Source organism: Hyalangium versicolor, assembly GCF_020103695.1.
In the GTDB taxonomy this organism is placed as follows: domain Bacteria; phylum Myxococcota; class Myxococcia; order Myxococcales; family Myxococcaceae; genus Hyalangium; species Hyalangium versicolor.
Map to the genome: position 1 here is coordinate 47384 of NZ_JAHXBF010000044.1, position 21414 is coordinate 68797.

General features: G+C 66.5%; 12 protein-coding genes. 10 read left to right on the forward strand and 2 right to left on the reverse strand.

Going from position 1 to position 21414, the window contains the following annotated elements; all coding sequences use genetic code 11:
- Window positions 1–106: 106 nt before the first annotated feature.
- Window positions 107–610, reverse strand: a complete 504-nt coding sequence (locus tag KY501_RS49390) for an imm11 family protein (protein ID WP_224372446.1) — start codon at window positions 608–610, stop codon at window positions 107–109.
- A 504-nt stretch (window positions 611–1114) separates the two neighbouring features.
- Here KY501_RS49390 and KY501_RS49395 point away from each other — a divergent pair.
- Both KY501_RS49395 and KY501_RS49400 read left to right on the forward strand, forming a co-directional pair.
- Window positions 1115–3199, forward strand: a complete 2085-nt coding sequence (locus KY501_RS49395) for a serine/threonine protein kinase (RefSeq protein ID WP_224372448.1) — start codon at window positions 1115–1117, stop codon at window positions 3197–3199.
- 105 nt (window positions 3200–3304) lie between these two features.
- Window positions 3305–4228, forward strand: coding sequence for a DUF2381 family protein (locus KY501_RS49400; RefSeq protein ID WP_224372449.1), 924 nt, complete (start codon window positions 3305–3307; stop codon window positions 4226–4228).
- A 79-nt stretch (window positions 4229–4307) separates the two neighbouring features.
- Here the strand turns inward: KY501_RS49400 and KY501_RS49405 are convergent, their stop codons facing one another.
- Entirely contained in the window at window positions 4308–5207 is a 900-nt protein-coding gene (locus tag KY501_RS49405; protein WP_224372450.1) for a zinc metalloprotease, read from the reverse strand.
- Window positions 5208–5338: 131 nt separating this feature from the next.
- On the opposite strand from KY501_RS49405, the gene KY501_RS49410 reads away from it, so the two are divergent.
- From KY501_RS49410 to KY501_RS49445, 8 genes are all read left to right on the forward strand, one after another.
- A complete protein-coding gene (locus KY501_RS49410) occupies window positions 5339–7255 on the forward strand; it encodes a ribonuclease R family protein (RefSeq protein WP_224372451.1) in 1917 nt (638 codons plus the stop codon).
- Between the two features lie 359 nt (window positions 7256–7614).
- Window positions 7615–9372, forward strand: coding sequence for an NHL repeat-containing protein (locus KY501_RS49415; protein WP_224372452.1), 1758 nt, complete (start codon window positions 7615–7617; stop codon window positions 9370–9372).
- Between the two features lie 120 nt (window positions 9373–9492).
- A complete protein-coding gene (locus KY501_RS49420) occupies window positions 9493–11259 on the forward strand; it encodes an NHL repeat-containing protein (RefSeq protein WP_224372453.1) in 1767 nt (588 codons plus the stop codon).
- A gap of 271 nt (window positions 11260–11530) precedes the next feature.
- The gene (locus tag KY501_RS49425) at window positions 11531–14521 is read left to right on the forward strand and encodes a serine/threonine-protein kinase (protein ID WP_224372454.1); all 2991 of its coding nucleotides are present in this window, start codon (window positions 11531–11533) and stop codon (window positions 14519–14521) included.
- Window positions 14522–14541: 20 nt separating this feature from the next.
- The gene (locus KY501_RS49430) at window positions 14542–15561 is read left to right on the forward strand and encodes a PEGA domain-containing protein (RefSeq protein ID WP_224372455.1); all 1020 of its coding nucleotides are present in this window, start codon (window positions 14542–14544) and stop codon (window positions 15559–15561) included.
- Between the two features lie 38 nt (window positions 15562–15599).
- Window positions 15600–18095 (forward strand): DUF4215 domain-containing protein, encoded by a 2496-nt coding sequence (locus tag KY501_RS49435; protein WP_224372457.1) that lies wholly within the window; start codon window positions 15600–15602, stop codon window positions 18093–18095.
- Window positions 18096–18167: 72 nt separating this feature from the next.
- Window positions 18168–19853 carry an NHL repeat-containing protein gene (locus KY501_RS49440; RefSeq protein ID WP_224372458.1) on the forward strand — a complete coding sequence of 562 codons (1686 nt, stop codon included), beginning with the start codon at window positions 18168–18170 and terminating at the stop codon, window positions 19851–19853.
- A 158-nt stretch (window positions 19854–20011) separates the two neighbouring features.
- Window positions 20012–21388: a spondin domain-containing protein gene (locus KY501_RS49445; RefSeq protein WP_224372460.1), complete on the forward strand. Its 1377-nt coding sequence runs from the start codon at window positions 20012–20014 to the stop codon at window positions 21386–21388.
- Window positions 21389–21414: the final 26 nt, after the last annotated feature.

Sequence of the window (21414 nt, forward strand, 5' to 3'; positions counted from 1 at the left end):
CTCACCACTCCCCGCCCTCCGCTAGCGTACGCCCCGACACCAGCGGCCCCCAAGAGCCATGCGACTCGACAGCTCGTCTCCTCCGCGCGCCAAGTAGGCGACTGTCTCACTGGAGACCATCGCCATCGCAGGAGTGAGGCGCACTCACGTGCTCGAAACCCACTCCCAAATTGCCTACCCGTTCAAGAGCATCCTTGACTTCCCCTGAAACAATAAGCGCAGTCGTAAACCTTTTCGGCCTGAAGACTCGCGCGCCATCAGTCTTCGAGGGATCAATTCGTAAACCGTAGATCCAGCGATAGGCTCCTCTCCGCTCTGGGACAGGGTCGTCTTGGCCGTATCGATGGACTTCCCGGCAGCTCGCTTCGTCAATGCAGTCAATGGTTCTGCTTGCATTGACAATGAAGTACCGCTCGGGATCCCCCTCCACCGTCACCGGAAATAACTGCACATCATCAGGTGCTATCGCCCTGAAGACATGGGCGACTGCTTCGTTGATGATGGGGACACTCTCAACACCGGCGAACATGAATGTGCGCCTCTTGCCCTGGTTCCTCACCAGAGCCCTGATGGGCCCAGGGTTTGGAAGCAGGCGCCCTTCCCCGAACATCCAAGGTTCCTCAAACTTTCCGCCTGTCGCCGGTACGGGAGTCGTGATGTACCACTGAGGAACATCAGCGGTTCGCACCCAATAGCAATAACGTTCCACCGCGCGCCTCCTACTTCACGATGTAGCTTCGCAGCGACGAGTTCGGAGTCAGCAGCTCATTTGCAATCCTCGCAAGTTCGTTCATCAGCTCAACTCGACAAGCCTCGGAGTTCTATCGGGTCCAGGTTCCGCATCGCAGTCACAATCTCACCCTGTTCGTTGACGATCGCAATGCGGCTGGGCTCTATACCCCCAGGGTTGACGGGCGAGTAGACCCCATGAGTCAGTCCCGGCCCGCTGCTCTACGTCCTGCCATCCGCCTGAGCGGCGCACCTCCAGGTGACTCTACGGACTGTTCTGGTAGCGTCGCGCACAACCCAGGAGGTTGAGTCCATGCACGAGGGCGCTCCCCATCTCTCCGGTCACGTCGCCGCTCCTGAACGAGGAGCTGGTGGGAGTCCACCCATGAGCAGGCACGAGGAGAAGGGCGTGCCGGAGATGTCACCCGGAACGGATGTGGCGGGCTACGTGGTGGAAGCCCAGCTCGGCGAGGGCGGGTTCGGGACGGTGTTCCTTGCGCGGCGGGGAGGAGAACTCTACGCGTTGAAGTTGCTGCCGCTGGAGGAGATCGGAGTGTGGGCCGTACGGGAGCTGCTCAACCTGGCGAAGGTTCGGCACCCCCACGTGGTGCGCCTGCTGGGCCACGGCCAGTGGCCGGACAAGGCCCCCCGCTACTTCGTCATCGTCATGGAGTACGTGCCGGGCCGACGCCTGGACGTGTGGGCGAGCACGGAGAACCCCTCGGCGCGGGAGGTGGTGCGCAGGGTGCTGGGCGTAGCGCGGGCGCTGGTCGCTCTCCACGGAGCGAAGGTCGTCCACCGGGATGTGAAGGAAGCCAACATCCTGGTGCACGAATCCACCGGCGAGGCGGTGTTGGTGGATCTCGGAGTGGGGGGCGACGAGGAAGCCGGGTGGCGGACCGGTGGGTTGCTGCCGCCGGGGACGCCTGACTATCGCAGCCCCGAGGCCTGGCGCTTCGAGCGGGAGAACAAGGGCGTACCGGGCGCGCACTACCGCTCCACACCCGCGGATGACTTGTACGCGCTGGGGGTGGTGCTCTACTGGCTGCTGACGAACCGCAGGCCCTTCTACACGCAGAAGCAGAAGGAAGTGGATGCCGTCCTGAGCGAGGCGCCCAAGCCTCCCCACCTTCTCAACCCTCGGGTACCCCTGGAGCTGAGCGAGCTGTGCCTGCGATTGCTGGCGAAGAAACCCGAGGAGCGCCCCGCGGATGCGCAGGAGCTGTGCGAGGCACTTTCGGCGGTGCTGGAACGGCAGGAGGCAGTCTGGGCGGCGCCGCTGTGTGAAGTCTTCAGCGTGCACACCCTCACCACGCGCCTTGGCCCCGGGGGCAACGAGGTGGCGCACTACCTGAAGGCATCTCGCGAGGCCGAAGCGCGGCCCCGGCGTGGAGTGCGCCCTCTGGTCATGGTGGAGGATGAAGCTCCCGCAGCGGTTGCGGGCGCCGCACCTCCTCGCCCTCTTCCTGACCCTTCCCGCGCCGCGGGTTCTTCCAAGCCTGTCGTGGCGGCACTGGCCCGGGTCGATCCACCCGAGGCCTCTGCAGTCCTCTCCTTCGAGGTCGCACCGCCTGCACCCGTGGTTCTCGTTTCGGTGGCTGAGCAAGTCCCGCCGTCACCTGCGAGCGCCAGGGAGCGGCAGCCAGCGTCTCGGGCCGTGCGCGTCCCATTGCGGGTGGTGGTGGGATTGCTCCTCACGGTGGTTCTGGGGGGCGGTGGAGTCTGGGTCTGGCGAGCCTCGCCCCATACCGCCAGCCCGCCACCGCTCGTTACCGAGACTCAAGGAGATCCGCGCGCCTGGCCTTTCGAGCACGCCAGGGAAGTGACCTGGGAGGTAGGCAGGAAAGTGGCGCCGCCCTGGAAGCCGCCAGAAGCTACCGGCCCCGACTTCCTCGTCACCGAGGAGGCAGCTCTCGTGGAGCCCTCTACGTGGAGCGAGAAGGGAGAGGCTTCCATGAAAAGAACACAGCAGAAGAAGCAGAAGGGTCTCGGTCCCGTGGGCAAAGCCATCGCCACGGGTGCCTGTATGGCAGCGGCCTGCACCACCGGGCCCCAGGTGCGTCCCGAGCCTCCCTCCGAGCCGTGTCCTCCCGGCGCTCTCAAGACCATGGCCGAACTGGGCATCAACATCGGCGACGAAGGGGATGCGGTGCTTACCCCTGGACCGGTGGGCCGGCTCATGTCCGTGAGGGAGGGGGTAATCCGCATGCAGTTCGCCGGGAGGCCATTCAGGCCCCTGGGCCCGCAGGCCTTCCTGAAGGGGCGGCTCATCTTTGGGACGGAGCGCGTCTACGGGCGGTTTACGTTGGCACAAGAGAGGGACGGGACCCGCACCTGGCCTGTCTGCTTCGAGTTGGCGGACGACTTCCATAAACGTGGACTGCCGATGGAGAGTGGCTCGACGGCCGACACGGCGAGTGTGGGGAATACTGGGCGGGTGGTAGCGGTGGATCGCTTCCAGGGAGGCTGACCCGGGCGAAGCCCCCGGAGCGAGCGGCGCTCTTGAGCGGGAATGCGTGGTAGAGGCGACCTCCCAGGACGCTACGCTGCGCCCCCACTCAGGAGGTTCTGTTCCGTGTTCGACTCGTCCCCCGCTGCTCTTCTGGCGCTGGCGCTTCTCGTGGGCGCCACGGCCACCGCGCAGCCGCGAGCCGTCCCCTGCGAAACGGGGACACGGCGTATCGAGCTGAAGACGGAGCCCACCGGAGAAGTGCCTGAGCTGTGCATCGGTCCCGAATTGTCCACCGCGCTCCTCTTCTACGGCGCGGAACTCCTCAGCCACGGAGTGAGCGTAGAAGGGCTGGAGCGCTTCACCTTGGTGGAGGTGAGCAACACCATGCTCCGGCTGGTGCCCTCGGGACGTGTCATGCCGGGAGAGCGATTCCGGCTGACGGTACGATTCAAGGATGGAGAGGCCCCGGCAAGCGCGGCTTTCTGGCTGGTGGTGACCCCCGGGCAGGTGGAGCCCTTCGTGGAGGTGTACCGCGAGAAGCGCACGCTGGAGTCCTACCAGCAGGAGGTGCAGGAAAAGGACACCCAGCTCCACCAGTGCCAGGAGGACAACAAGAGCCTGCTCGCGGAGAAGGAAAGTCCCGGTCGACTCACGGGCCTGGTGACCACCGGGCTCATGAAGGAGGAGGGGATCCCTTTCAAGAAGATCTCCTTGACCATTGGGATGCATCCTGGGAATGCCACCGAGGTGGTTCGGGCCTTCAGCTATCGCTCCAACCGCACGGTGGCTGTCGTGCTGTGGCTCAAGGGCACCGAGGGAATGCAGCCCTGGCAAGCGGCACGAGCCGAACTGGTGGGGCCAGGACGCCGCCCGCTGCGCGTGTATCCACCCTGGCAAGCAGGGCCCCTCAGCGAAGACGTGCAGAACCAACGCGTGGTGATCGAGGCGGACGCCACGGAGGCGGAGAGCCGGGGCACCTTCACGCTCAAACTGTGGGATGCGGAGGGGACCCGGAGCATCATCGTCACGGGTGTGACGTTCCCGTGAACGCACACCCATCCTCAAAAGAAAACGCCGAGGTGCGCGGAGCACCCCGGCGTTTCTGTCAGCCCGACTCAGCCGCGAACTACTTGCCCAGACGGTACGAAGTCCACATGGAGTCCATGCGCGAGATCTGCCCCGCGGTGAACGTGTTCATGCAGCTGTCGTCCGTGTAGTCCATGAAGTTGTAGATGGGGTCCGCACCCGCGATGTTGGTGCAGGTGTCGCGGCCCGCCGGACAACCGTAGGCAGCGGACTTCTCGGCCGGCGTATCCGACACGCCGTCTCCGCCGGTGGCCGACGTGGCACAGGCGCCCTGGAACGTGTGGTAGAGGCCAAACCAGTGGCCGATCTCGTGGGTCGCCGTGTCACCCAGGTTGTACGGAGTCGCCGTGCCGCCGGGCAGCGACGAGTACAGGATCACCACGCCGTCCAGCTTCGGGGACGAGGTGTACGAGGACGGGAAGGTCGCCCAGCCCAGCAGGCCCCCACCCATGTTGTTGGAGTAGATGTTCAGGTCGTCCGCGGTGCCCTTGCGCAGCGCGGTCTTCATCGCCGTCTCGGAGCTGCCACCGCTCGAGGTGTACCAGGTGGAGTTCGTGGTGCGGTCCACGGACACCAGGTTGAACTTGAACGGGGTGTTCGCGTACGCCGCAGTCAGCACCGCCATCTGCGAATCAATCTGCGACTGCGGAACGTCGCCGTTGGCAATCCCCGAGCCCTTGTTGATGACGTGCCAGTACACGTTCACCGTGATGGAGCCCACCGCGGCCATCGCGCTGCGGTTCTGGGAGAGCGTCTGCTGCACAGCCTCCTGCTCGCCGGGGCTCAAGTCGCGGGTGGCGCATCCACGCAGGGCCGGAGCCTCCGCCTGCTGCTCCGCGGGCGCAGGAGCCGGCTCGGCCTCCTTGTTATCCGCGCAGCCAGAGAGGGCTACCATGGCGCCAACGACCAGACCGCTCTTCCAGTTGAAACGAAGCGACATTTCCTAACTCCTAGGAAAGTGGGGGAGCCACGGAAGGTACGCCGAGCAAGCAGCCTCCGTCAATGCGGCAACCAGTTTTTCTTGTACTTTTGCGTCTTCATCGATTTTCCCAGCCGTAGGATCAAGTGAGCATGTCTCAGACTTCCTCCTCCACAAGCCTTCCCGTTACTTCACGTTCCGTCACAGGCCGAGTGGATGTCCACCCCCGGGGATTCGGGTTCCTCAGCGTGCAGGGCGCTCCGTCCGGCGAGGTGCTCTCCGCGTTCATCCCTCCGCCGGAGCTGGGGCCGTTCCTGGCGGATGACGTGGTCTCCGCCACGGTGAGCCAGGCCGCGGACGGGCGATGGAGCGCGAGCGGGCTGTCCCTGCTGCAGCGCCCGCGCGAGCACGTCTACGGCGAGGTGGTGCTGCGCAAGGGCGCCCCTCACCTGCGCATCGACAACGAGGTGGCCAACACCGACTGGCCGTTGGACGCGGGCGGCACCGCCGTGCAGCCCGGAGACGCGGTGGTGGCGCGCATCGCCGAGGGCAAGGTGGCGCTCGTCTACAAGCTGGAGCCGGGCGTCGATCGCTCCATCGAGCGCGTCATCGCCCGCCACGCCCTGCGCCGGGACTTCGCCCCCGAGGTGCTCGCGGAGGCCCAGGCGGCTCGGGCCCGGCCTCATGCCCTGGGCGCTCGCAGGGACCTGCGCTCGGTGCCCACCGTCACGGTGGACGCGCCCTCCACGCGAGACATCGACGATGCCATCTCCGTGCTGCCGGCGGCGGCGGATGGGGCGCTGCGGCTGCTGGTGTCCATCGCGGACGTGGCGGAGTTCGTCTCCGAGGGCTCCGTGCTGGATCAGGCCGCGCGCGAGCGCGCCACCAGCGTGTACCTGGCGGGCCATGTGCTGCACATGCTCCCCCAGGAGCTGTCCGCGCACTGGCTGAGCCTAGTGCCCAACGAGGAGCGGCTGTGCCTCACGGTGGAACTGCGCATCGACGCGGAGGGCCGCGTCACCGCGGCGGACGTGTACGAGAGCATCATCCGCTCCTGGGCGCGGCTGAACTACGACGAGGTGGCGGACTTCCTGGACAAGGGCATCGTCTCGGAGCCCATGGCGCCGGTGCGCGAGGTGATGCCGTGGTTCCGCGCGGCCGCGGCGCGGCTGGAAGTGGCTCGCTCGGGCCGTGGCGGCATCGAGATGTCTCGCGAGGAGGGGCGCTTCACCTTCGACCGGGAGACGGGCCAGGTCTCCGGCATCGAGAACGAGCGGCCCACCTCCGCGCATAAGATGATCGAGCGCTTCATGGTGGCCGCCAACGAGGCGATTGGCGAGTGGATGCTCACGCGCGGCCTGCCCGCGCTGTACCGCATCCAGGACGAGCCGGATCCGCTGCGGGTGGCCGACCTGGCCGCCTTCGCGTGGAACTCGGGCTTCGCGGCGGGGTTCGGCGGCAAGCTGTCTCCGCTGGCGCTGGGCGCCTTTGACAGGCAGATCTCCGGCTGCACGGCGGAGCCGGCCCTGCGCTCGGTGCTGCGGCGCTCGCTGGGCCCGGCGCGCTACACGGTGGTGCCCTCGGGGCACTTCGGCCTGGCGGCGAAGTGGTACCTGCACTTCACCTCGCCCATCCGGCGGTACGCGGACCTGGTGGTCCACCGCATCCTCAAACAGTACCTGCGCGGCCGCCGCGACTTCACCCATCAGGATCCGGCCGTGGAGCAACTGGCCACGCACATCAACGCACGGGCCCGCGCCGCCTCGCGCGCCGAGCAGGATCGCCACCGCGTGCTCGAGGCGCGGCTGATGAAAGCGCACGTCGGCAAGAGCTACCCGGGGCGCATCACCCGCGTGAAACCGTTTGGGCTCATCGTTCAGCTGGACGACATGCTGGTGGAGGGGGTGCTCCCCGTGGATGCGCTGCCCCACGGCCCCTTCCGGCCGGACACGCGAGAGACTTCCCTCGTCGGTCCCAAGCGCACCTACACCATCGGCATGCCCGTGCAGGTGAAGGTGGTCTCCACGGACGAGTTGCTGGGCCGCATCGAGTTCTCACCGGTGGGCTGATTCCAGCTCCCAAGAAATTGCACCGTGGGGTCAACATCCGTCTCGTCCTCCGGTGCTGAGCACTTCCGCGGCGCGTTCCCGTCACTAACTACATGGCTGCCTGTCCCCGACCTTGGTCGGAGACGCGGGTGGCGGGTGAACGGGAGAGCGGTGGGCTCGGAGACACTCTGGGGGGGTCCGATGCTCTCGATTTCTTTTTTCTGCGAGCACCTTTCTCCAACTCACCTGGAGCGCTCGCCTCCGTGAGGACCGCGTCTTTTCCTCACTGGGAGTGCGTGACATCTTGATGCCCCACACCAGTGCCGTGCGTGCTGTCTCGCGAGAGAGACGAGAAGCAGCGCCGGCCAGAGGGATGTCACATGCGCGGCGAATGGCTTGGGCTCGTGGCAGTCACAGCAGTCCTGCTCTCGTGCGGCGAAGGAGAGCCGCCCTCGCAGTCCCTGCAGTTCCGTGTGGGCGGCACCGTCAGCGGACTCGATGGGAGCCTCACGCTCCAGCTCAACTCGAGCGAAAACCTCACCCTGAGCCAGAGCGGGTACTTCCTGTTCGAGACACCCGTTGATGACGGGAACCCGTACCGGGTGACGATCACCTCCGCCCCGCCGGAGCAGGTCTGCACCCTGAGAGCAGCCACCGGCCGCATCGGAGGCGCGGACGTGGACTCGGTGCAGGTGCTCTGCGTGGTACGCACCTATGCCCTCGGAGGGCACACGGATGAGGCGACGGGTTCCATCACCCTCCGCCTCGAGAGCGGAGATAACGGAGACACCGGAGAGAGCCTGGTCTTCCTCGCCCCCGGCGACTTCACCTTCCAGACCCGGCTGCCTCGAGGCAGCGAATACACGGCCTCCATCGAAGTGCAGCCCCGCGGCTTCCGGTGCACGATGACGGGAGCGAGTGGCACGGTGCAGGGCAATGTCACCAGCATCACCGTGCACTGCACCCCCTGGTACACCTTCAGCGTCTACCAGCCCGCCAGCCTCGTCATCGGCCAGAGCGATTTCAGCAGCAGTCTCGAGAACCATGGGGAAGGCATCGGCCCCCGGGGCATGAGGTACCCCTACGGCAATCCCTCGTTCACTGGCGGAAAGCTCTACATCCCGGACTTCTTCAACAACCGCATCCTTGGGTACAACGCCCTGCCCACGCAGAATGATCCGACTCCCGACTTCTACCTCGGGCAGATCGACTTCTACACCCACAGCCAGTCCGCCGGGCCCAAGGGGCTCTCCTGGCCTGCGGGCATCGCCTCCCATGGCGAGGAGATGGTGGTGGCGGACTCGGGCAACAACCGCATCTCGTTCTACAGCAAGCCGCCCGATTGGACCTTTGCCCCGGTGAGCCTCGTCATCGGCCAGCCGGACTACATCAACATCTCTCCTCGATGTGACGCGCGATCCGTTGTCACTCCCAGAGGAGTGGCCCTCACCCCTCACAAGCTCGTCGTCTCGGACGCCAGCAACAACCGCCTCCTCATCTGGAACAAACACCCCGATGCACTGAACGAGGAGGCGGACCTCGCGCTCGGTCAGCCGGACCTCATCACGTGCAACCGGGACTACAGCACCGGGGACGGGACTACCACTCCGCCTCCCGCCAATCCTCCCTCGGCCACCACCTTCAACCGCCCCCAAGGCATCTGGACGGATGGCGTGCGGCTCGTCGTGGCCGACACCGGAAACCACCGCGTCCTCATCTGGAACTCTCTCCCCTCCTCTGGCTCGCAGCCCCCGGATGTGGTGCTCGGACAGCCGGACTTCACCAGCAACACCCACGACACCACCCGGACGGGCATGTCTTCGCCCACCAACGTCACCTCCACCGGCGTGCAGCTCTTTGTGAGCGATGAGGACAACCACCGCGTGCTCATCTGGAATCAGTTCCCCACCACGAATGGTGCCCTCCCGGATGCCGTCCTCGGGCAAGCCGACTTCACCTCCTCCCTCTCAGGCGAGCCTTTCGAGGTGTGCTCTTCCGAGAGGCCGTCCTCGTGCCAAACCTACTATCGGCCGAACGCGCGGAGCCTCAATGGACCCACAGGCTTGCTGCTGGTCCCGCCGTACCTGCTGGTGACGGACACGTACAACCACCGCGTCCTCATCTACGAGAGCCAATGAGCCCGAGCGCTGGCGCCTTTTCCCCCGGACAACCTCATGGCATGGTCACTTTTCTCATGAGCGCCGTGCGAGCGGGTCTGCAGGAAGGCCCTGCACCGTGTACGGCCAGGGGAAGTCACCATGCGCGGCGAATGGCTTGGGCTCGTGGCAGTCGCAGCAGTCCTGCTCTCGTGCGGCGGCGAAGGAGAGCCGCCCTCGCAGTCCCTGCAGTTCCGTGTGGGCGGAACCGTCAGCGGACTCGATGGGAACCTCACGCTCCAGCTCAACTCGGGCGAAAACCTCACCCTGAGCCAGAACGGGTACTTCCTGTTCGAGACGCCCGTTGATGACGGGAACCCGTACCGGGTGACGATCACCACCGCCCCGCCGGAGCAGGTCTGCACCCTGAAAGCAGCCACCGGCCGCATCGGAGGCGCGGACGTGGACTCGGTGCAGGTGCTCTGCGTGGTACGCACCTATGCCCTCGGAGGGCATGCGGATGGGGCGACGGGTTCCATCACCCTCCGCCTCGAGAGCGGAGATAACGGAGACACCGGAGAGAGCCTGGTCTTCCTCGCCCCCGGCGACTTCACCTTCCAGACCCGGCTGTCTCGAGGCAGCGAATACACGGCCTCCATCGAAGTGCAGCCCCGCGGCTTCCGGTGCACGATGACGGGAGCGAGTGGCACGGTGCAGGGCAATGTCCCCAGCATCACCGTGCATTGCACCCCCTGGTACGCTTTCAGCGCCTACCAACCCGCCAGCCTCGTCATCGGCCAGAGCGACTTCAGCGGCTATATCGAGAACCACGCGGAAGGCATCGGTTCCCGGGGCATGAAGTTCCCCTCCGGCAACCCCTTGTTCGTGAACGGAAAGCTCTACATCCCGGATAGCGGCAACAACCGCATCCTCGGGTACAACGCCCTGCCCACGCAGAATGACCAGTCCGCCGACTTCTTCGTCGGGCAAATCGACCGCTACACCCACAGCCAGTCCGCCGGGCCCAAAGGACTCTCCGCGCCCCTGGACATCGCCCTCGAAGGGCAGGAGATGGTGGTAGCGGACAGGGGCAACAATCGCATCGCGATCTACAACAAGCCGCCGGAACAGACCTTCTCCCCGGTGAACCTCGTCATCGGCCAGCCGGACTACATCAACATCTCTCCTCGCTGTGACGCGCGATCCGTCGTCAACCCCGCGGGGGTGGCCCTCACCCCTGAAAAGCTCATCGTCCCGGACGCCGGCAACAACCGCCTCCTCATCTGGAACAAACACCCCGATGCCCTGAACGAGGAGGCGGACCTCGTGCTCGGTCAGCCGGACCTCATCACGTGCAACCGGGACTACAGCACCGGGGACGGGACCACCACTCCGCCTCCCGCCAATCCTCCCTCGGCCACCACCTTCAACCGCCCCCAAGGCATCTGGACGGATGGCGTGCGGCTCGTCGTGGCCGACACCGGAAACCACCGCGTCCTCATCTGGAACTCTCTCCCCTCCTCTGGCTCGCAGCCCCCGGATGTGGTGCTCGGACAGCCGGACTTCACCAGCAACACCCACGACACCACCCGGACGGGCATGTCTTCGCCCACCAACGTCACCTCCACTGGCGTGCAGCTCGCCGTGAGCGACTGGGGCAACCACCGCGTGCTCATCTGGAACCAGTTCCCCACCACGAATGGTGCCCTCCCGGATGCCGTCCTCGGGCAAGCTGACTTCACCTCCAACTACGTGGGTGAGCCCGTCACATGTCCGGAGAACCCGTCTCCCGAGGATCCCCTCTGCGTCGCGGGCAACCGGCCGAACGCGCGGACCCTCCACTCGCCCACGGGCCTGCTGATGCTCCCTCCCTACCTGCTGGTGGCGGACACGGACAACCACCGCGTCCTCATCTACGAAAGCCAGTGAATTCCCGTCGGCAAGGCAGGCGGCCGAGCGGTGCCCCGCGGCTCACATGAACCGCCGGGATTCTTGTGGATCTGAGCGAAAGTGGACGAAAATGCCGCACGCAAGAAACGCGTGTCAGGTCCGCCCTCCCACGGCCAGGAGGGAGGGGGAAGCGAGAACCCGGTAGCAGGTGGGGGGGATGTGAAGCCTGCTGAGAGCGCGCCCGCGGATTCGCGGCGCGCTCGAGGTTCCTCTCGGAGCGCAACCGCTTCAGAAGGGATGTCAGCAGCACATGAGCAAGAGCCCAGCCGGTGCCCCAGTAAATGTCCCGGAGGACAAGACCCAGGCGGCCGACGTCGACGCCCTCTTCGCGCCCAACACCGCCAACCCGTCCCAACGGATTCTCGCGGAGCACTCGCGCCCGCCCACCGGGGACAGCTTCGGCTCGAGCCCCTCGGGCGAGCACCCCGCGGCCACCGGGCCCGCCAGCCAGTTCGCGCCCGGTACCCGCATCCACCAGTACGAGCTCATCCGCCAGCTGGGCAGCGGCGGCATGGGCACCGTCTTCCTGGCGCGCGACACGCGACTGGGCCGCCGGGTGGCCATCAAGTTCCTCCACTCGACCAACCCGGAAGTCACCCAGCGCTTCATCCTCGAGGCCCGCGCCACCGCGCGCTGCAGCCACGAGAACATCGTCATCATCTATGAGGTGGGCGAGTTCAACGGCAGCCCCTTCATGGTGCTGGAGTACCTGCAGGGCCAGCCGCTCAACAAGGTCATCGCCGGTCAGCGCCTGCCGCCCGCGCGCGCCGTGGAGATCATGGCCCCGGTGGTCCGCGCGCTCGTCGCCGCGCACGAGCAGGGCATCGTCCACCGCGACCTGAAGCCCGACAACGTCGTCGTCACCGAGTCCGGCTCCATCAAGGTGCTGGACTTCGGCATCGCCAAGGTGCTCCAGGATCCGGAGCACCCGCCCGAGCTCGAGCAGGAGGTGTCCCTGCCCTCGCCGCGAGCGCTGGGCCCGAATGGCACGGGCGTGGACCTGGATGCGGACATCTCCAACCTCACGCGCCGCGGCGCCATCATGGGGACGATGCCGTACATGTCGCCCGAGCAGTGGCGCGGCGGCAACAAGGTGGACCACCGCACGGACATCTGGGCGGTGGGCATCATGCTGTTCCGAATGATTGCCGGGAAGCACCCGCTGGATCCGCTCCGCGGTCCGCAGCTCGTCGTCACCGCCCACCTCAACGAGCCGATGCCGCGCCTGCGCGACATGGTGCCGGACGCGGATCCGCGGCTGGCTGATGTCGTCGACAAGTGCCTGCTCAAGCACAAGGACCAGCGCTTCCCGGACGCGGTGTCGCTGCTGCGCGCCCTGGAGCCGTTCCTGCCTGGCCGCTACTCGCGCGAGCTGCGGGTGGACGAGAGCCCCTACGCGGGCCTGTCCTCCTTCCAGGAGGCGGATGCGGACCGCTTCTTCGGCCGCTCGCGGGAGATCTCCGCGCTGGTCAACCGCGTCCAGGATCAGCCGCTGCTGGCGGTGGTGGGCCCGTCGGGCGCGGGTAAGTCCTCGTTCGTGCGCGCGGGCCTGGTGCCCGTGCTCAAGCGCTCCGGCGAGGCGTGGGAGGCCCTGGTCATCCGCCCCGGCCGCCACCCCTTGGCGGCCCTGGCCAGCATCGTCGCGCCGCTCCTCAGCTCTTCCACCACCGTGGAGGAGGACATCCAGGCGCAGAGCCAGCTCGTGGAGCGCCTGGCCATCGAGCCCGGCTACGTGGGCTCCGTGCTGCGCAGCCGCGCCCGCCGCCAGCGCCGCAAGCTGCTGCTGTTCGTCGACCAGTTCGAGGAGCTCTACACGCTGGTGCCGGACGTGCGCGAGCGCCTGGCCTTCACCGCGTGCCTGTCGGGCATCGCGGATGACGCCACCTCGCCCATCCGCGTCGTGCTCTCCATCCGCTCCGACTTCCTGGACCGGGTGCCCGAGGACGAGCGCTTCATGTCCGAGCTGAACCAGGGCCTGTTCTTCCTCACCGCGCCCAGCCGAGAGGGGCTGAAGGACGCGCTGGTGCAGCCCGCGGAGATGGCCGGCTACCGCTTCGAATCGCCGGCCATGGTGGACAACATGCTGCAGCACCTGGAGTCCACCCAGGGCGCGCTGCCGCTGCTCCAGTTCGCCGCCTCGAAGCTGTGGGAGGAGCGCGACGAGGGCCGCAGGCTGCTCACCGAGGAGCGCTACCAGGCCATGGGCGGCATCGCCGGCGCGCTCGCGAGCCACGCCGACAACATCCTCGCGGAGATGCCCTTCCAGGCCCGGCCGCTGGCGCGCGCCGTGTTCCTGCGGCTCGTCACACCCGAGCGCACGCGCGCCATCGTCTCCATGGAGGAGCTGCGCGAGCTGTCCAAGGACGCCAACGAGCTGCAACTGCTGCTGGACATGCTCGTCCAGGCGCGCCTGCTGGTGGTGCAGACGGGAGGCGGCGCCTCGGGCGCGACGGTGGAAATCGTCCACGAGTCCCTCATCCACAGCTGGCCGCAGCTGAAGCGGTGGCTGGACGAGGGCCAGGAGGATTCGGTCTTCCTGGAGCAGCTGCGCAACGCGGCCCGGCAGTGGCAGGCCAACGGGCGCGACGCGGACCTGCTGTGGCGCGGCGAGGTGGTGGAGGAGGCACAGCGCTTCCAGCGGCGCTACCGGGGTGAGCTGCCCGAGGTACAGCGCGCCTTCTTGGATGCCGTCTTCTCGCAGTCGGTCCGGGCGACTCGGCGCAAGCGAGCCCTGGCCATAGGCTCCATCGTGGTCCTGTTGGGGCTGGTGGCCGCCTCGGCGGTAGCGCTGGTCGTCATCCGCAACGCGCAGCAGGAGGCCGAGCGCCAGGCGGTGGTGGCGAAGGTCGCCGCGGCGCAGGCGCAGGCCTCCGAGGCCACCGCGCGCACCGCCGAGACGGAGGCCAAGCAGCGCCTGGCCGAGGTGCAGGCCAAGGAGCTGGAGCGTCAGAAGGCCGCCAAGGAGGCCGAGGACGCCAACGCCCAGGTGGCGATGACCAACAACGAGCTGCTGCGCAAGAACGACGCGTTGCTGGATGCCCTGAAGAAGGCGAAGTTCGCGCAGTGGCGTGCCAAGCATGCCAAGAAGAACGCGGAGGAGAACGCGGCGGCGGCGGTCCTGGCCAAGCAGGAGGCCATCCGCGCGGCGCAGCAGCTCCAGGATCTGCTCCAGCGGGAGCAGGAACGTGTCCAGCGCCTGCAGACGCAGCTGGGCAGCCCCGTCATCGACGAATTGAAGTGAGAACTCCCGTGAGGATGGTGATGAGCAGGACCGCGGTTTTCCTGGCCACAGTGCTCTCGCTCGTGGCGTTGGGAGCAACTCCCGCGCTGGCCCAGCAGCAGCCACAGCAGCAGAAGCCGGCCGAGGAACGCCCCTGGGCGAAGGGCGTTCCCCCCGAGAAGCAGAAAGCGGCGCTCGAGCTGTTCCGGACGGGCAACACCCTGCTGAAGGAGTCCGTCTTCGTGCAGGCCGCGGAGAAGTACCGCCAGGCGCTCGCGCTCTGGGACCACCCGGCCATCCACTACAACCTGGCGCTGGCGCTGCTGAACCTCGACCAGCCCACCGAGGTGTACGAGCACCTCGTGGCGGCGATGCGCTACGGCGTCGCTCCGCTGGACGTGGAGAAGATGGAGCACGCCCGCGCGTACAAGAACCTCATCGAGCGGCAGCTGGCGCAGTTGGAGGTGAGCTGTGACGATCCCGGCGCCACGGTGTCGCTGGATGGCGCGGTGCTCTTCTCCGCTCCCGGGCGCTACGAGGGCCGGGTGCGGCCTGGCTCGCACACCTTCGTCGTCTTGAAGGATGGGCACTCGCCCACCACGCTGACGCGCACCCTGCACGCCGACGAGAAGACCTCGCTCGCGCTCAAGCTGTACTCCGACGATGACCTGACCCGGTACCGTCGGCACTGGTCCGCGTGGAAGCCCTGGGCGCTGACGGGCGCGGGAGTGGCCGTGGCGCTGGCCGGTGGAGTCCTGCACATGCAGGCCCGAAAGAGCTACGAGGACTTCGACACCCGCATCGCCGAGTGCGGCGGGTGTGTGCCGACTCCAGACGTCACCGAGATGCGTTCCAAGGGCGACAGCAACCAGCAACTGGCGGTGGGCGCCTATGCCGTGGGCGGTGCCGCCGCTGTCACGGGGCTGGTGCTCGCGTTCATCAACCGGCCCCAGGCCTACCGCATCAGCCCGGATGAAGCCCAGAGCCCGCAGCAGGGAGTGAGCATCGCTCCCGTGGTCAGCGGCTCCGAGGGCGGCATCCAGGCCACCTTCCGCTTCTGAGGTTCCTGATCTTTATGAGACGAGCATCCCCTGTTCCCGTGCGCCCTGGCCGTATCGGTCTCCTCGCGCTGGTGCTCCTGTCGCTGCCGCTCTCGTGCTTCGAGCCCGCGAGCGTGCAGTGCCCCTCCGGCCTCGTCTGCCCCGAGGGTCAGGCTTGCGCCGCCAACCAACCGGTCTGCATCAAGACGCCCTGCGGTAACGGTGTCGTCGAGGCCGACGAGGCGTGTGACGACGGCAACATCCAGGACGGCGACGGGTGTAGCAAGGACTGCTCCTCGAACGAGCGCTGCGGCAACCTCAAGGTGGACCTCGCCGTGGGGGAGATCTGCGACGACGGGAACACCCTGGACAAGGACGGGTGCAGCGCGGACTGCAAGTCCACCGAGCTGTGCGGCAACGGCGTCATCGACCGGGCCGTGGGCGAGGTGTGCGACGACAAGAACATCGTGTCCGGGGACGGGTGCAGCGCCAACTGCCGCTCGGACGAGACGTGCGGCAATCACATCACCGACGACATCACGGGCGAGGTGTGTGACGACGGGAACACCGTGAGCGGCGACGGCTGCAGCTTCGACTGCAAGTCCGGCGAGGGCTGCGGCAACGGCACGCGCGATGACGACGAGGAGTGCGACGACGGCAACGACCTCAACAACGACAACTGCGTGGAGATCAACAACGCGTGTGTGCTGGCGCGGTGCGGAGACGGGCTCGTCGACACCCAGGAGCCGCGAGTGGAGGAGTGCGACTACGCGGACACCTCGACGGTGTGCGATCTGGACTGCACCCTGCCCGTCTGCGGCGACGGCATCATCAACCCGGCCGCGGGCGAGGAGTGCGAAGTACCCACCGTGGGAGCCAGCACGGCGGTGTGCAACAGTGACTGCACGGTCTCGCGCTGTGGCGACGGCAAGCGCAACACGCTGGCGAACGAGGCCTGTGACGACGGCAACACCAACGACCAGGATGACTGCCTCAACTCGTGCAAGCTCAACCGGTGCGGAGATGGCGCCGTTGATCAGCAGGGCCCGGTCGTCGAGGCGTGTGATGATGGCAATGCCACCACCGAGACTTCGTGCCCCTATGGCACCCAGACCTGCGTGCGGTGCGACTCGACGTGCGGCACCGTGCTGAACCTCACGGGCGAGTACTGCGGCGACAACGTGAAGAACGGCTCGGAGACGTGCGACGACGGCAACACCACCACGGAGACTTCGTGCCCCTACGGCAGCCAGAGCTGCGTCCGGTGCTCCGCGGACTGCTCGATCCAACTCAACCTGAGCGGCCCCTACTGTGGCGACAACATCAAGAACGGCTCGGAGGCCTGTGACGACGGCAACACCACCACCGAGTCCTCCTGCCCCTACGGCACCGCGAGCTGCACCCGGTGCGATGCCACCTGCGCCAACGTGCTGAATCTCACGGGCGCCTTCTGCGGGGACAGCGTCCGCAACGGCTCGGAGGTCTGTGACGACGGCAACACCACTACCGAGTCCTCCTGCCCCTACGGCACGCAGACGTGCACCCGATGCGACGCGGCCTGCTCGGCGGTCCTCAACCTCACGGGCGCCTACTGCGGCGACAACATCCGCAACGGCTCGGAGGTCTGCGATGACGGCAACACCACCACGGAGACCTCGTGCCCCTATGGCACCCAGAACTGCACCCGGTGCGATGCCACCTGCTCTGCCGTGCTGAACCTCACGGGCGGCTATTGCGGAGACAACATCCGCAACGGCTCGGAGGCGTGCGACGACGGCAACACCACCACCGAGAGTTCGTGCCCCTATGGCACGCCGAGCTGCACCGCCTGCAACGCCGGCTGCTCGCAGACGCTGAACCTCACAGGCCCCTACTGCGGTGACAACATCAAGAATGGCACGGAGAAGTGCGACGACGGCAACAACACCACTGAGAATGCATGTGCCTACGGCACCCAGACCTGCACCCAGTGCGATGCCACCTGCGCCAACACACTGGCGCTCACGGGCCCCTACTGCGGAGATGGCACCGTCAATGGCTCTGAGACCTGCGACGACGCCAACACCAACTCCTGTGGCACCTGCAACAGTTCGTGCACCACCACGCAGTTCGCAAAGGCCACCGGCACCATCAAGGCCGTGCCAGCCTCCACCATCAACGATAGCGAGCGTTTCTCTCTCCGGGACGCCACGCACAGTCGAATCACGTTCGAGTTCAACAAGTCCGGTGGTGTGTCGAGCGGCAATATCGCCGTCGACATCTCTTCCGGGCCAGATGCGGCGGGTGTCGCGGCGGCCATGGTCACTGCCATCAATGGAGCCACCAACCTGGACATCACGGCCACAGCCTCGGGGAGCACTGTGACCCTGGTTCATGCGCAGGAAGGCTCGCTCGCCAACAACCCCATCCAGGAGAATGTGTTGAACGGTAGCTTCACGGTGAGCGGCATGGGCGGAGGCGCGGGCTACGATTGTAGCGCGGGGACCGATTGCGCGGCTGACACGGATTGCAAGCCCGATCTGGCGTGCCTGTCCGGCACCTGCGGCGCACCGTAACCAGAAGGAAGACACTCTATGCACAGCAGGTATCTGGGTTTGAGCTTCACGGGGTCTGTTCCGAGGAGGGCGATGCTTACCGTGCTGGGGCTCGTGGCCCTTGTGGGGGCTGCTTGCGGCAAGGAGGAGCCGCCCAAGCCTGGGCACTTCAAGGTGGGAGGAACCATCTCGGGCCTCTCCGGCAGCCTCACGCTTCGGCTCAATGGCGCAGAGAGCATCACCCGGAGCGAGAACGGGCCCTTCACCTTCGAAGGGGTGCTCGAAGACCAAAGCACGTTCACCGTGACGCTTACCGCTGCTCCTGAGCAGCAAGAGTGCCTGCTCCAGGGTGCGACAGGCAAGCTCCAGGGTGCGGATGTATCCACCGTCGAGGTGAACTGCAGCCAGCGGACCTATACGGTGGGAGGTACCGCCGAGGGCTTGGACGTTCCGTTGCAACTCCGCCTCAATGAGAGCGAGACCCTGTCGCTGTCCACGAGCGGTGCATTCACCTTCCAGACTCGGCTGCTCAAGGGGGCCACCTACAACGTGACACTCGTTGCACAACCCCAAGCACGCCGCTGCACCCTCTCGAATACAGGCGGGACGGTGGCCGGCAATGTGACGACGCTCGTGCTCCAGTGCAACGCCTGGTACACACTGACGGACCACCAGTCGAGCGCCTGGATCATCGGTCAGAACGCCGCTACCGATAGTGAGCCGAATCGAGGAGGAGCCCTGGGCCAGGACACCCTGGCAGGACCCGGGGGCAACCCGGTGCTCGCGGGAGGGAAGCTCTACGTCAGCGACAGTGGCGCCAACCGGGTGCTCGGCTTCAACGGCCTGCCGCACCAGAGCGTGACACCCGCTGAGTTCGTTCTCGGCCAGCCGGACTTCACGAGCGACGCCATCGGCATCGGGAGGGCAGGGCTGTCATTCCAAGCTGGGCTCTCCAGCGATGGAACCCGGCTGGCAGTGGCCGACAAAGCCAACAACCGCATCCTCCTGTACCAGACACTCCCCAAAGCGACGGCAGCCCCAGCCGACACCGTCCTGGGCCAGCGGGATTTCGACTCCACGGAGAGCCGCTGCGCCAAGAATTCGCTCAATTCTCCGGATAATGTCGTCCTGAGCCACGGGATGCTGCTCGTGGCGGACACCTACAACAACCGCGTCCTCATCTGGAAGACGGTCCCCACCACGAGTGATGTGGAGCCGGATCTGGTGCTGGGTCAGACGCAATTCACGCTCTGCGCTGCCAATGACAAGAATCAGGATGGAGTCATGGACGCAGACAGGGTGCCCACTGCCTCCACGCTCTGGCTCCCCATGGGCATCTGGACGGACGGCACGCGCCTGATCGTCATCGACTCCAGCAACTGCCGCGGGCTCATCTGGAACCAGTTCCCTACCCAGAACGGTCAAGCCGCGGACGTGGTCCTCGGGCAGGGAGGCTTCACCTCCAATGAGTGCACCACCACCCAGAGTGGCCTGAACGCTCCGTCCTTTGTCTACTCCACAGGGACACAGCTCTTCGTGGCGGATACCTCGAACCACCGCATCATGGTGTGGAACGCCATCCCCAGCACCCACAATGCCCCAGCCAGCAACGTCCTGGGGCAAAAGGATTTCACTTCGATGAACGAGTACGATCCGCCAACGGGAACGACTCCCAGCGCTCGGAGTCTCTACCGGCCTGGAGGCATGCTCTTCACGGGGCCGTATGTCGTAGTGACGGACCAAGGCAACAATCGCCTCGTGGTCTACGAGAGCCCCTGAGCAGTTCCCTTCCTCAAGGCCTCTCTTTCCAGGCGGTTACGCGTTCTCGCGGTTTTTCGTGAGGCCCGCGTAACCGCCTTTCTGCTCCTGCGTACAGAAGCGCGAGTGGCCGCCACGCCAACGGCACTCCCTCTCTCTTCCGACACAGGAGCAGTTCCATGATCAAGTTCCACGCTGGACGTGTGTCCGCTCTCCTCGCCTCCGCGCTCGTTGCCACCGCCTGTGGCGATGACAAGGAGCCCATGGCCCCCGAGCCCACCGTCCTCAAGGTGCGCCTGGAGAACATCGCGCCGTTTGCCCAGCTCAAGTCGGGCACCTACACCACCCGCGTGGGTGGCTCGTCGCCGGGCCCGCTGGCCCCAGGTGATGCCTTCGAGTTCTCCTTCACCGCGGGCAAGGGACAGAAGCTCTCGTTCGCATCCATGCTCGGCCAGTCCAATGACTGGGTCTTCGCCACGCCTCCGGGCGGCATCGAGCTCTACGAAGGAAACACGCCCGTCCAAGGGGACATCACCTCCCACGTGTCCCTCTGGGATGTGGGCACCGAGATCAACGAAGAGCCTGCCGTGGGCGCCCACACGCTGCCGAACCAAGGCAGCTCCGTGGACGGACCGGGCGCTGTGGATCCCGACCCGACCGTGCGCCGGATCAGCTCGCCGACGACGCTGAGCAACGGATCCATGTTCAACGTTCCGGCGGTGTCCTCGATGATCCGCGTCACCCTCACCCATGACGCCTCCAAGCGCGAGTTCACCGTGCGCATCGAGAACGTGTCGAATGATGCGTCCACGTTGCAGACGTCCCAGGGCTACAAGCCCGTGCGCGTCTCTCCGGGCGTGTGGGCGCTGAGCACCGGTGGCGAGCCCCTCTTCTCCGAGGGGAAGAAGGACCGGGTGCTAGGGCTCGAGGCGCTGGCCGAGATGGGTCTGGTGACGGGGCTGGGGTCGACGCTCGCGAGCACCAGCGGCACGGCGACGCCCGTGTCCCCGGGCCTCTTCCTGGTGCACTCGTCGGCGAACACGCTCTTCAAGGTGGGCGCGCCGGACAGCGGCCAGGGCCTCGAGCGCATCGCCGAGGAGGGCAACGTCACCCCGCTGTACGAGGCGCTGAAGGGCGGGGTATCCGCGAATGAGCAGCTGGGCACGTTCACCATGCCCGAGGGTTCCATGAGCGCTGGCCCGGCGAAGCCCGGCGACGCGTACACCTTCGAGGTGAGTGCCCGTCCGGGCGATCGCCTCACCTTCGTGACGATGTTCGGCATGTCCAACGACTGGTTCTTCGGCACCACGCCCGAGGGCATCGAGCTCTTCAACTCCATGGGCGAGCCTGTCACCGGCGACCTGAGCACGATGTTGCACCTGTACGATGCGGGCACCGAGATCAACGAGGAGCCGGGCATTGGCGCCAACACCGGTCCGCAGCAGGCCACCGCGAACACGGGCCCGATGGATCCGGACCCGAACGTGCGCGAGCTCTCCTCGCTCAGCTACGGCACGCCGGTGGCGAACCACCTCAAGCTGACCATCAGCCGCTGAGACGACTGCTCAGGAGGCCGGGGGGC